This window comes from Streptomyces sp. NPDC047841, from assembly GCF_040704085.1.
Lineage (GTDB): Bacteria > Actinomycetota > Actinomycetes > Streptomycetales > Streptomycetaceae > Streptomyces > Streptomyces argyrophylli.
In genome coordinates this window covers 146,474-158,450 of sequence record NZ_JBEYRP010000008.1, presented here as the reverse complement: position 1 = coordinate 158,450, position 11,977 = coordinate 146,474, and the positions used below count along the sequence as shown (strand labels likewise).

The window sequence follows — 11,977 nt, the reverse complement described above, 5'->3', positions numbered from 1 at the left end:
CCTGGACGAAGGACAAAGGAGTCGCGGGTGTCCAGCTCCGACATCTTCATCGGCGAGACCATCGGTACCGCCATACTCATCCTGCTCGGCGGCGGTGTCTGCGCCGCCGTGACGCTGAAGGCCTCCAAGGCCCGTAACGCCGGCTGGCTCGCCATCGCCTTCGGGTGGGGCTTCGCCGTCATGACGGCCGTGTACATCTCCGGACCGCTGTCCGGCGCCCACCTCAACCCGGCCGTCACCGTCGCCCTCGCCATCAAGGACGGCGACTGGAGCAACGTTCCGACCTACTTCGCCGGCCAGCTGCTCGGCGCGATGATCGGCGCGGCTCTGGTGTGGGTGGCCTACTACGGGCAGTTCTACGCCCACCTGACCGACAAGGAGATCGTCGGCGGTCCGGGCGCGCAGGCCACGGCGGCCAAGGCGGTCGAGGCCGAGGAGCAGGGCGCCGGCCCCGTCCTCGGCATCTTCTCCACCGGTCCGGAGATCCGGAACGTGGTGCAGAACCTCGCCACGGAGATCATCGGCACCGTGGTGCTGATCCTCGCGGTCCTCACCCAGGGCCTGAACGACAAGGGCAACGGCCTCGGCGTCCTCGGCGGTCTGATCACCGCGCTCGTGGTGGTGTCGATCGGTCTGTCGCTCGGCGGCCCGACGGGCTACGCGATCAACCCGGCCCGCGACCTGGGCCCGCGCATCGTGCACGCGCTGCTGCCGCTGCCCAACAAGGGCGGTTCCGACTGGAGCTACGCCTGGATCCCGGTGGTCGGCCCGCTGATCGGCGGCGCCATCGGTGCAGGCATCTACAACGTCGCCTTCGCCTGAGAAGCCTCGTGAGAAGCCCGACCAAGCACCGAGGCTTCGCGCACGCGCCGTACGTACAGCCCTCTCACCACGGACCTTCCAGGAGCACACAGTGACCGACGCCCACACCGCAGGCCCCTTCATCGCGGCGATCGACCAGGGCACGACCTCCTCGCGCTGCATCGTCTTCGACCGGGACGGCCGCATCGTCTCCGTCGACCAGAAGGAGCACGAGCAGATCTTCCCCAAGCCGGGCTGGGTCGAGCACAACGCCAACGAGATCTGGACCAACGTCCAGGAAGTCGTCGCCGGCGCCGTCGCCAAGGCCGGCATCACCCGGGACGACATCAAGGCCATCGGCATCACCAACCAGCGCGAGACCACCGTGCTGTGGGACAAGAACACCGGCGAGCCCGTCCACAACGCCATCGTCTGGCAGGACACCCGCACCGACGCGCTCTGCAGGGAGCTGGCCCGCAACGTCGGCCAGGACCGCTTCCGCCGCGAGACGGGCCTGCCGCTGGCCTCCTACTTCGCCGGGCCCAAGGCCCGCTGGCTGCTCGACCACGTCGACGGCCTGCAGGAGCGCGCCGAGGCCGGCGACATCCTCTTCGGGACCATGGACAGCTGGGTCATCTGGAACCTGACCGGCGGTGTCAACGGCGGCAAGCACGTCACCGACGTCACCAACGCCTCCCGCACCCTCCTGATGAACCTGCACACGATGCAGTGGGACGAGAGGATCTGCGAGTCCATCGGCGTGCCGATGCAGATCCTGCCCGAGATCCGCTCCTCCGCCGAGGTCTACGGCGAGATCACGGGCGGCCAGCTTGGCGAACTGCTCGGCGGCATCCCGGTCGCCTCCGCGCTCGGCGACCAGCAGGCGGCCCTGTTCGGCCAGACCTGCTTCTCCGAGGGCGAGACCAAGTCGACCTACGGCACCGGCACCTTCATGGTGATGAACACCGGCAGCAAGATCATCAACTCCTACGCCGGTCTGCTGACCACCGTCGGCTACAAGATCGGCGACGAGCCGACGGTCTATGCCCTGGAGGGCTCGATCGCCGTCACCGGCTCGCTGGTGCAGTGGATGCGCGACCAGATGGGCCTGATCTCCACCGCGGCCGAGATCGAGACGCTCGCGCTCTCGGTCGAGGACAACGGCGGCGCCTACTTCGTGCCGGCCTTCTCCGGCCTGTTCGCCCCGCACTGGCGCTCCGACGCCCGCGGTGTGATCGCCGGCCTGACCCGGTACGTGACCAAGGCGCACCTCGCGCGGGCCGTCCTGGAGGCCACCGCCTGGCAGACCCGGGAGATCGCCGACGCCATGGTCAAGGACTCCGGCGACGAGCTGGTGACCCTGAAGGTCGACGGCGGCATGACCGCCAACAACCTGCTGATGCAGACCCTCGCCGACGTCCTCGACGCACCGGTGGTGCGCCCGATGGTCGCCGAGACCACCTGCCTCGGCGCCGCCTACGCCGCCGGTCTCGCCGTCGGCTTCTGGAACAGCACCGACGACCTGCGCGCCAACTGGCGCCGGGCCGCCGAGTGGACCCCCCGCATGGACGCGGAGACCCGCGACCGTGAGTACAAGAACTGGCTCAAGGCCGTCGACCGGACCATGGGCTGGCTCGAAGACGAGAGCTGAGCGGCCCTTCCCGGCTCAGCCATCTCTGACGAGGAGTAAGTACCCGACATGACCAGTCAGTCCACCCTGCAGACCGTGCCCGCCCTGGGGACGCACCCGGCCTCCGGCTCCAACCCGAGCCGGGCCGAGACCAGGGAGCAGCTCGCCAAGGCGTCGTACGACCTTCTTGTGATCGGCGGCGGCATCCTGGGCATCTCCACCGCCTGGCACGCCGCTCAGTCCGGGCTCAGGGTGGCGCTGGTCGACGCCGGCGACTTCGCCGGCGCCACCTCCTCCGCCTCCTCCAAGCTGCTCCACGGCGGTCTGCGCTACCTGCAGACCGGCGCGGTGAAGCTGGTGGCGGAGAACCACTTCGAGCGCCGTGCGGTCTCCCGCCAGGTGGCCCCCCACCTGGCGAACCCGCTCACCTTCTACCTCCCCGTGTACAAGGGCGGCCCGCACGGCGCGGCGAAGCTCGGCGCGGGCGTCTTCGCCTACTCCGCGCTCTCCGCGTTCGGCGACGGCGTCGGCCACCTGCTCTCCCCCGCCAAGGCGGCGCAGGACGTGCCCGAGCTGCGCACCGAGAACCTCAAGGCCGTGGCCGTCTACGGCGACGACCAGATGAACGACGCCCGCATGGCGCTGATGACGGTCCGCGCGGCCGTCGAGGCGGGCGCGGTCGTCCTCAACCACGCCGAGGTCACCGGGCTGCGCTTCACCAGGGGCCGGGTCACCGGCGCCGACCTCAGGGACCGGCTGTCCGGCGAGGAGTTCGGCGTCAACGCCCGCCTGGTGCTGAACGCGACCGGCCCCTGGGTCGACCACCTGCGCCGGATGGAGGACCCGGGCGCGGCGCCGTCCATCCGTCTGTCCAAGGGCGCGCACCTGGTCCTGAAGCGGACGTCTCCGTGGAAGGCCGCGCTCGCGACCCCCATCGACAAGTACCGCATCACCTTCGCCCTCCCCTGGGAGGACATGCTGCTGCTCGGCACCACCGACGAGGAGTACGAGGGCGACCCCGCGGACGTCGCGGTCAACGACAAGGACATAGCCCAGATCCTGGACGAGGCCGCGTTCTCCGTCCGGGACCAGCAGCTCCAGCGCGACCTCATCACCTACGCGTTCGCCGGTCTGCGGGTGCTGCCGGGCGGCCCCGGCGACACCGCCAAGGCCAAGCGCGAGACCGTGGTGACCGAGGGCAAGGGCGGCATGCTGTCCGTCGCGGGCGGCAAGTGGACGACGTTCCGCCACATCGGCCGGACGATCATGAAGAAGCTGGAGGCGCTGCCGGGTCACCCGCTCGGCGACGACTTCGAGCCGATCTCCTCGCTGCCGAAGAAGCTGCCGCTGCCCGGTGTCGCCAACCCGCGCGCGGTCGCCCACCGGCTGCTGGTCGACGGCCCGGCCCCGGGTCCGCGCATGGCCGCCGACACCGCCCGGCACCTGGCCACCCACTACGGCTCCCTGGCCTTCGACATCGCCCGCCTGGCGAACGAGAGCCCGGAGCTGGCCGAGCGCGTCCACCCCGACGCCCCGGAGATCTGGGCACAGGTCGTCTGGGCCCGTGACCACGAGTGGGCCGAGACGCCGGACGACGTGCTGCGCCGCCGCACCACGCTGACCATCCGGGGCCTGGCCACGGACGAGGTCCGCGCCAAGGTCCAGGACCTGCTGGACGGGAAGTAGCAGGCGGACGCGCACGATCCGGCGCGCCGCGAGGGGCGGCCCCCTGCCGACGGGGCCGCCCCTTCCGCCTCCCCGCGCCTCGGAACGCGCTCCGCGCCCCGGCGGCACCGCCGCATAATGTGCTGACATCCGATGTCTGGGGCGACAGGAGGCCGGCCGTGGCAGTCACCGACGAGGCGATCGAGAAGATCAAGGGCATGATCGTCTCCGGTGCGCTGCGCCCGGGCGACCGGCTGCCGAAGGAGAGCGAGCTCGCCGCCGGGCTGGGCCTGTCCCGCAACTCCCTGCGGGAGGCCGTGCGCGCGCTGTCGCTGATCCGGATCCTCGACGTACGGCAGGGCGACGGCACCTACGTCACCAGTCTCGACCCCCAGCTGCTGCTGGAGGCGATGAGCTTCGTCGTGGACTTCCACCGCGACGACACGGTGCTGGAGTTCCTGGCGGTGCGCCGCATCCTGGAGCCGGCCGCGACCGCGCTGGCGGCCCCCCGGATCGACGCCGGGCGACTGGACGCGCTGGAGGCCCAGTTGGACGCGCTGGGCGCGGAGCCGTCGGTGGAGCAGCTGGTCGCGGCCGACCTGGAGTTCCACCGCGGCATCGTGCAGAGCGCCGGGAACTCGGTGCTGTGCTCGCTGCTGGACGGGCTGTCGGGGCCCACCACGCGGGCCCGGATCTGGCGGGGGCTCACCCAGGAGGACGCCGTCGGCCGCACCCTGCGCGAGCACCGGGCGATCCTGGGCGCGCTGCGCGACCGGGACGCGGAGGCGGCGCGCTCCTGGGCGACCGTGCACATCGCGAGCGTGGAGCAGTGGCTGCGGTCCACGCTGTGAGCCTGCGGGCGGCCGGCTCCGGGAGTTGGCTGCGCGCGCGTGTTCCGCGGTGGTGAACGGGGCAGTGATCCGTTCACTCCCCCACGCAAGGGGGCTGCGGGCGCCCCCGCCGGACGCCGTAAGGTTGGTGAGTCAAGCGAGGGCACGTCGGAAGGAGGCACTGGGTGATCGAGCTGGAGGGGGTTCCCGAGCTGATCGACCCAGTCATGGTGGCCGCGTTCGAGGGCTGGAACGATGCCGGCGACGCCGCCTCCACGGCGGTCGCGCATCTGGAACGCGAATGGAAGGGCGAGGTGTTCGCGGCGCTGGACGCCGAGGACTACTACGACTTCCAGGTGAACCGCCCCACGGTGTTCATGGACGGCGGTGTGCGCAAGATCACGTGGCCGACGACGAGGTTGTCGGTGGTCCGCGTCGGCGGTGACAAGCCGCGCGACCTGGTGTTGGTCCGGGGCATCGAACCGTCCATGCGCTGGCGTTCGTTCTGCAACGAGCTGCTGGGCTTCGCGCACGAGCTGGGCGTGGAGCTGGTGGTCATCCTGGGCGCCCTGCTCGGGGACACCCCGCACACGCGTCCGGTGCCGGTCAGCGGGGTCACGTCCGACCCTGACCTGGCCCGCCGGATGGACCTGGAGGAGACCAAGTACGAGGGGCCGACGGGCATCGTCGGCGTCCTTCAGGAGGCGTGCACGCACGCGGGCGTCCCGGCGGTGTCGCTGTGGGCGGCCGTACCGCACTACGTCTCCCAGCCGCCCAACCCCAAGGCGACGCTGGCGCTGCTCAACCGCCTGGAGGACCTGCTCGACCTGCGCATCCCGCAGGGCGAGCTGCCCGAGGACGCGCGGGCCTGGCAGGTGGGCGTGGACCAGCTCGCCGCCGAGGACAGCGAGGTCGCCGAGTACGTGCAGACGCTGGAGGAGGCCCGGGACACCGCGGAGTTGCCGGAGGCGTCCGGTGAGGCGATCGCCCGCGAGTTCGAGCGGTACCTGCGCCGCCGGGACGTGGGCCCTCCGGGCGGCAAGCCGAGGCCCCCGGCGGCCGGGGGCGTGCCCAAGGACGAGGACGAGGACAACCCGGACGACTGAGGGCACGGCGAAGGGGCGGTTCCCGCGCGGGAACCGCCCCTTCGCCGTGCCCGACGGTGCTTAGAGGGCCACCCCGAGCAGCGCGTCCACCGTGCGCGTCACCAGGCCGGGGGCGCCGGTGTCGGTGCCGCCCTCCTGCTCCTGGCGGGCCGCCCAGCGGTCGACGGCGGCGAGGGCGCTGGGGGCGTCCAGGTCGTTCGCCAGGGCCTCGCGGACCTCTTCCACCAGCGCGTCGGCGGAGGGGCCGTCGGGGCGGGAGACGGCCGCGCGCCAGCGGCCGAGGCGGGCGACGGCGTCCTGGAGGACCTGGTCGGTCCACTCCCAGTCGGCGCGGTAGTGGTGGGAGAGCAGCGCGAGGCGGATCGCGGCGGGGTCGACACCGTCACGGCGGAGCGCCGAGACGAAGACCAGGTTGCCCCGGGACTTCGACATCTTCTCGCCGTCCAGGGCGACCATGCCGGCGTGCACGTACGCCGTGGCCATCGGGAACTCGCCGGTGAGCACCTGGGCGTGCGAGGCGCCCATCTCGTGGTGCGGGAAGGCGAGGTCGGAGCCGCCGCCCTGGACGTCGAAGCCCATCCCGAGGTGGTCGAGGGCGATGGCCACGCACTCGATGTGCCAGCCGGGCCGGCCCGGGCCGAGGGAGCCGCCGTCCCAGCTGGGCTCGCCGGGCCGGGCCGCCATCCACAGCAGCGGGTCGACCGGGTTCTTCTTGCCCGGGCGGTCCGGGTCGCCACCGCGCTCGGCGGACAGCAGCCGCATGGCGGCGGCGTCCAGGTTCGACACCTTGCCGAAGTTCGGGTCGGACTCGACGGAGAAGTAGACGTCACCCTCCAGCTCGTAGGCGGCGCCGAGGTCGCGCAGCCGCTCCACGAGCGGGACGATGCCGGGTATCGCCTCGACGGCGCCTATGTAGTGCCGCGGCGGGAGCATCCGCAGGGCGGTCATGTCCTCGCGGAAGAGGGCGGTCTCCTTCTCGGCGAGGGCGACCCAGTCGACGCCGTCCCGGTCCGCCCGCTCCAGCAGCGGATCGTCGACGTCGGTGACGTTCTGGACGTAGTGGACCTGCCGCTTGGTGTCGAGCCACACGCGCTGAACCAGGTCGAACGCGTTGTAGGTCGCCGCGTGACCCATGTGGGTCGCGTCGTACGGCGTGATGCCGCAGACGTAGATGCGGGCGACGGGACCGGGGTCGAGGGTGACCAGGCCGCCGGTCGCGGTGTCGTGGATCCTCAGGTCGCGGCCCTGACCAGGCAGGGCGGGGACCTCGGAAGCGGGCCAGGCATGCATGTACATGAGCCTAACCGGCGCCGAGCTGCGGATACGAACGGGATCCGGCTGGATGGCCGGTTCTGCGGTCTTGTGCCTCGGCGCCGGATGTGCTCACACGGGCGGCCAGGGGATGGCGGGCCACTCCCCGCTCGGCTCCGGATGCACGCCCGCGGTGAGCAGCGCGTCGACACGCGCGCGCGTGGCGTCGATCTCGGCCGCCGTGATCAGCGCGGCCAGCCGGCGGCCCAGCTCGCCCCCCAGGCCGTCCCGCAGCCCCTTGAGGACGTCGACGGCCTCCGGGGTGAGGGGCTCCCCGGCCCATCCCCACAGCAGGGTGCGCAGTTTGTTCTCGACGTTGAAGGTGACGCCGTGGTCGATGCCGTAGAGGCCGCCCCCGGCGGTGGGCAGCAGATGGCCGCCCTTGCGGTCGGCGTTGTTGATCACCGCGTCCAGGACGGCGAGCCGGCGCAGCCGCTCGTCGTCGGCGTGCACCAGCAGGGCGGTGCGCCCCTCGCCGACCTCGGCGAACCCGATCGCCTTCCAGCCCGGCTCCGGCTCCTCGCCGTCGACCAGGGCGAGCAGCTCCGCCTCGGGCTGGACGTCGATCCACAGCTGGCACATGCCCTCGCCGTACGGCCCGTCACGCAGCACGGTCGGCGGTACGAGCCCCCAGCCGGTGGCCTCGGAGACCTCGTAGGCGGCCACCTCGCGGCCCGCGAGGGTGCCGTCGGGGAAATCCCACAGGGGGCGCTCCCCGGCCACCGGCTTGTACACGCAGGAGGCTTCCCGGCCGTCCAGGGCGACCGTGCAGAACAGCGCCGCGTTGGACGCCTCGCGGATCCGGCCGCGTACGGTCAGCTCACCCCGCGCGAGCAGTTCGGCGGGGTTCGGATCGGCCGTCACGCTCCGCGGCGGTATCCGTTCTGGCGCGGACATACGTGTCCTTCCGGATCGAGCGGGAGGCTGCACAGCGGGCACGGTGGCCGCCCGGCGTTGACGATGTCGAGGGCGCGCTTGGCGAAGGCCCGGGCCTGCGCGCCGGTCAGCCGGACCCGCAGCATCGGGGGTCCGTTCTCCTCGTCCTGGAGCAACCGCTCCTCGGCCTCGGCCAGGTCCTCCTCGGTGTCGGCCTCCAGCTCCACCAGGGCCTGCGCCTCGACGATCATGCGCTGGTCCTCGCCGTCCCAGGCCAGGGCCATGGTGCCGACGCGGAACTCCTCCTCGATGGGGGTCTCCAGCGGCGCCGTGTCGGCGATCTCGGAGGGGGCCACGGCGGGGACCGCGGCGCTGCCGCCACTACGGCGTACGACCTCGTCGAGCAGTTCGTCCATGCGCTCGGCGAGCGCGGCGACCTGGGTCTTCTCCAGGACCACGCTGGTCACCCGGGGGCCTGCGGTGGCCTGGAGGAAGAAGGTACGGCGCCCGGGCAGTCCGACCGTGCCGGCCACGAAGCGGTCCGGCTGGTCGTAGAGGAACACCTGACGGGACACGTCCTGTCTCCATTGATGTCGTGGTTTCGGGCGGTTCGGCGGTGCGGGCCGTGGGGACACGCGGCGGGGTGGATCGCTTCACCCTACTGCGGCCGACGATCACGGTGCGCCCGCACCACCCCCGACCGGTGCGTCGCCCTCACCGGGTTCCTCGCGCGGGGCGAGCGAAGCGAAGTCCCCGGTGTCGCCGAGGCGGACGAGGAAGGGCCGCAGGCGGGTGTAGCGGATGGCGGTGACGGAGCAGGGCTCCACGGAGATGCGCTGGAAGAGGTCCAGGTGAAGGCCGAGGGCGTCGGCGACGAGCGACTTGATGATGTCGCCGTGGGAGCACATCAGGTAGACGGCGTCGGCGCCGTGCTCGCGCTCCACGCGCGCGTTCCACTCGCGTACGGCCTCGGCGGCCCGGGTCTGCATGGCCCGCATGGACTCCCCGCCGGGAAAGGCGGCGGCGGACGGGTGGGCCTGGACGACCTCCATCAGCGGCTCGTCCTTCAGCTCCGCGAGCTTGCGGCCCGACCAGTCGCCGTAGTCGCACTCCGTGATCCGCTCCTCGGTGTGGACGGGCACGCCGGGGCGGGCCTCAAGCAGCGGCTGTACGGTCTCCTGGCAGCGTTGGAGCGGGCTGGTGACGACCTCGGTGAGCGGCAGGCCGGCGAGCCGTGCGGGCAGCGCGGCGGCCTGAGCGGCGCCGCGCTCGTCCAGGGCGACGCCGGGCGCCCGCCCGGCGAGCACACCCGAGGTGTTGGCTGTGGAACGTCCGTGCCTGACGAGGATCAGCGTGGGCATGCGGACCAGGGTAGGCGCATGGAGGTGTGCGCCGGCGGCTGGGCGAAGGGAGAATGCGCGGCGTGATCGTTGACTGCGCCATCTATCGGCACGGGCACCGGACCGAGGGACCGGAGGACCTGTCCGACGCGCTCGCCGAGGCCCGGGCGGCCGGCGGTTTCGTGTGGATCGGGCTGCACGAGCCGTCCGAGCGGGAGTTCGACCTGGTCACCCAGGAGTTCGGGCTGCATCCGCTGGCCGTGGAGGACGCCCTCAAGGCACATCAGCGGCCCAAGCTGGAGGTGTACGACGACTCCCTGTTCATGGTGCTGAAGCCGGTCGTGTACGAGCCCGAGAGCGACGCGGTCTCCGCCGGCGAGGTGATGGTGTTCATCGGCGACTGCTTCGTGGTGACCGTCCGGCACGGCGAGTGCTCTCCGCTGGCGGCGGTGCGGCACCGGCTGGAGGAGGAGCCGGAGATGCTCGACAAGGGCCCCACCGCCGTGCTGTACGCCATCGCGGACGCCACCGTCGACCACTACCTGGAGGTGGCGACGGAGCTGCAGACCGACCTGGACGAGCTGGAGGCGGAGGTGTTCCAGCCGGAGACCGGCGGTTCCCGCAGCACCGCGTCGCGGATCTACACCTTCAAGCGGCAGGTCCTGGAGTTCCGCCGGGCCACGGGGCCGCTGACGCTGCCGCTGGCCCGGCTGGCCGGCAACGGGCCGATGGGCGGCACGGTGCCCTTCGTGCACGACAAGGCGCGGCCGTTCTTCCGGGACGTCGGCGACCACCTCATGCGCGTGAACGAGTCCGTGGAGGCCCTGGACCGGCTGGTGTCGGACATCCTCTCCGCCCATCTGGCGCAGATGAGCGTGCGGCAGAACGACGACATGCGGAAGATCTCCGCGTGGGCGGCGATGGCGGCGGTGCCCACGATGATCGCGGGCATCTACGGCATGAACTTCGACCACATGCCCGAGCTGCACTGGCTGTGGTCGTACCCGGCGGTGATCCTGGTGATGGCGGTGCTGGAGGTGCTGCTGTACCGGCAGTTCAAGCGGCGCGGCTGGCTGTGAGCGCCGCCCGGGCGAACAGGCGCGGCGAGGAGGCGGCCAGGCGCGGCTGACGGCGCGTACCGCCGGAGACGTGGTGGGGGGCTGGGAAGTACGGGGCGTGGTCGTAACCGGGCGGGGCCGGGCGCGTTGTTCCCGGTGACGGCCGTGGCGGGGAAGACCCCCGAGCCCCCACCACGGCCGCTGACATCCCTTACGCGAGCCCGGCGCGCTCCAGGGCCTCGCGGCCGGCCCGCAGGGAGGCGATCCTCTCCTCCAGCGTGAAGCCGGCCGGGGCCAGGCTGAGGGTGGTGACCCCGGCGGCGGCGTAGGCCTTCATCCGGTCGGCGATGCGGTCGACCGAGCCCAGCAGCGTGGTCTTGTCGATGAGGTCGTGCGGGATCGCCGCCGCGGCGCCCTGCTTGTCCCCGGACAGGTACTTCTGCTGGATCTCGGCGGCCTCCTTCTCGTACCCCATGCGCTGCGCGAGCTTGTTGTAGAAGTTCTGCCTGGCGCTGCCCATGCCGCCGACGTACAGCGCGGTGTACGGCCTGAAGGTGTCCGCGAGCCGGGCCACGTCCTTGTCGTCGCCGACCGCGAGCGGCAGGGTCGGGCACACGTCGAAGCCGTCGAGCGTCAGGCCCGCCTTCTCGCGTCCGGCCCGCAGGTGGGTGATCGTGGTCTCCTCCAGGTGCTCGGCGGAGGGGAAGATCAGCAGCGCGCCGTCGGCGATCTCACCGGTCTGCTCCAGGTTCTTCGGGCCGATCGCGGCGATGTAGAGCGGGATGTGCTCGCGCTGCGGGTGCACGGTCAGCTTGATCGGCTTGCCCGGTCCGCCCGGCAGCGGCAGCGTCCAGTGCTCGCCCTCGTACGTCAGCCGCTCCCGGCTCATCGCCCTGCGGACGATCTCCACGTACTCCCGGGTGCGGGCGAGCGGCTTGTCGAACTTGACGCCGTACCAGCCCTCGGAGACCTGCGGGCCGGAGACGCCGAGGCCGAGCCGGAACCGGCCGCCGGAGAGCGAGTCCAGCGTGGCCGCGGTCATCGCGGTCATCGCGGGCTGCCGGGCCGGGATCTGGAAGATGGCCGAGCCGACGTCGATGCGCTCGGTCTGGGCGGCGACCCAGCTGAGCACGGTCGCGGCGTCGGAGCCGTAGGCCTCGGCGGCCCAGCACACCGCGTAGCCCAGCCGGTCGGCCTCCTGCGCCACGGCCAGGTTGTCGCCGTCCATTCCGGCACCCCAGTAGCCGAGGTTGATCCCGAGCTGCATGGCCGAATCCCCTTACCCATGAGTAACGTCCCTGTGCGGCAGACCTTAGCGCGGGGGCGGGCGCCTGGGGCAGAGTGCCCGGCTCCGGCGATT

Annotated in this window: 11 protein-coding genes; 6 read left to right on the top strand and 5 right to left on the bottom strand. The window is 71.9% G+C overall.

The window, feature by feature from the left end:
* The first annotated feature begins 27 nt into the window (after nt 1–27).
* The 5 genes from AB0947_RS14885 to AB0947_RS14865 all read left to right on the top strand — a co-directional run bounded on the left by AB0947_RS14885 (nt 28) and on the right by AB0947_RS14865 (nt 6,032).
* Entirely contained in the window at nt 28–822 is a 795-nt protein-coding gene (locus tag AB0947_RS14885; protein ID WP_366750747.1) for an MIP/aquaporin family protein, read from the top strand.
* A 91-nt stretch (nt 823–913) separates the two neighbouring features.
* Nucleotides 914–2,452, top strand: coding sequence for a glycerol kinase GlpK (gene glpK / locus AB0947_RS14880; protein WP_366750746.1), 1,539 nt, complete (start codon nt 914–916; stop codon nt 2,450–2,452).
* A 48-nt stretch (nt 2,453–2,500) separates the two neighbouring features.
* Nucleotides 2,501–4,117, top strand: coding sequence for a glycerol-3-phosphate dehydrogenase/oxidase (locus AB0947_RS14875; protein ID WP_366750745.1), 1,617 nt, complete (start codon nt 2,501–2,503; stop codon nt 4,115–4,117).
* A gap of 158 nt (nt 4,118–4,275) precedes the next feature.
* Nucleotides 4,276–4,947, top strand: a complete 672-nt coding sequence (locus AB0947_RS14870; RefSeq protein WP_366750744.1) for a FadR/GntR family transcriptional regulator — start codon at nt 4,276–4,278, stop codon at nt 4,945–4,947.
* A gap of 164 nt (nt 4,948–5,111) precedes the next feature.
* Nucleotides 5,112–6,032, top strand: coding sequence for a PAC2 family protein (locus AB0947_RS14865; protein ID WP_366750743.1), 921 nt, complete (start codon nt 5,112–5,114; stop codon nt 6,030–6,032).
* 60 nt (nt 6,033–6,092) lie between these two features.
* Here the strand turns inward: AB0947_RS14865 and mshC are convergent, their stop codons facing one another.
* The 4 genes from mshC to AB0947_RS14845 all read right to left on the bottom strand — a co-directional run bounded on the left by mshC (nt 6,093) and on the right by AB0947_RS14845 (nt 9,580).
* Nucleotides 6,093–7,322: a cysteine--1-D-myo-inosityl 2-amino-2-deoxy-alpha-D-glucopyranoside ligase gene (gene mshC / locus AB0947_RS14860; protein ID WP_366750742.1), complete on the bottom strand. Its 1,230-nt coding sequence runs from the start codon at nt 7,320–7,322 to the stop codon at nt 6,093–6,095.
* A gap of 93 nt (nt 7,323–7,415) precedes the next feature.
* On the bottom strand, nt 7,416–8,240 hold the full coding sequence (locus AB0947_RS14855; RefSeq protein ID WP_366750741.1) for an SCO1664 family protein: 825 nt from the start codon (nt 8,238–8,240) through the stop codon (nt 7,416–7,418).
* Nucleotides 8,204–8,794 (bottom strand): DUF3090 domain-containing protein, encoded by a 591-nt coding sequence (locus AB0947_RS14850; protein ID WP_366750740.1) that lies wholly within the window; start codon nt 8,792–8,794, stop codon nt 8,204–8,206. The genes AB0947_RS14855 and AB0947_RS14850 overlap by 37 nt, the downstream gene beginning before the upstream one ends.
* 99 nt (nt 8,795–8,893) lie before the next feature.
* Nucleotides 8,894–9,580 carry a histidine phosphatase family protein gene (locus AB0947_RS14845; RefSeq protein ID WP_366750739.1) on the bottom strand — a complete coding sequence of 229 codons (687 nt, stop codon included), beginning with the start codon at nt 9,578–9,580 and terminating at the stop codon, nt 8,894–8,896.
* A gap of 62 nt (nt 9,581–9,642) precedes the next feature.
* Between AB0947_RS14845 and corA the strand changes: the two genes are divergently transcribed.
* Nucleotides 9,643–10,638, top strand: coding sequence for a magnesium/cobalt transporter CorA (corA, locus tag AB0947_RS14840; RefSeq protein ID WP_366750738.1), 996 nt, complete (start codon nt 9,643–9,645; stop codon nt 10,636–10,638).
* A gap of 190 nt (nt 10,639–10,828) precedes the next feature.
* Here corA and AB0947_RS14835 read toward each other — a convergent pair whose 3' ends face one another.
* The gene (locus AB0947_RS14835; RefSeq protein ID WP_366750737.1) at nt 10,829–11,884 is read right to left on the bottom strand and encodes an LLM class F420-dependent oxidoreductase; all 1,056 of its coding nucleotides are present in this window, start codon (nt 11,882–11,884) and stop codon (nt 10,829–10,831) included.
* Nucleotides 11,885–11,977 lie beyond the last annotated feature (93 nt).

Bases quoted from the DNA above. Each gene is read 5' to 3' on its own strand.
- AB0947_RS14875 (WP_366750745.1), top strand. From the start codon at position 2,501: ATGACCAGTCAGTCCACCCTGCAGACCGTGCCCGCCCTGGGGACGCAC.
- AB0947_RS14835 (WP_366750737.1), bottom strand. From the start codon at position 11,884: ATGCAGCTCGGGATCAACCTCGGCTACTGGGGTGCCGGAATGGACGGC.
- mshC (WP_366750742.1), bottom strand. From the start codon at position 7,322: ATGCATGCCTGGCCCGCTTCCGAGGTCCCCGCCCTGCCTGGTCAGGGC.
- AB0947_RS14855 (WP_366750741.1), bottom strand. From the start codon at position 8,240: ATGTCCGCGCCAGAACGGATACCGCCGCGGAGCGTGACGGCCGATCCG.
- AB0947_RS14845 (WP_366750739.1), bottom strand. From the start codon at position 9,580: ATGCCCACGCTGATCCTCGTCAGGCACGGACGTTCCACAGCCAACACC.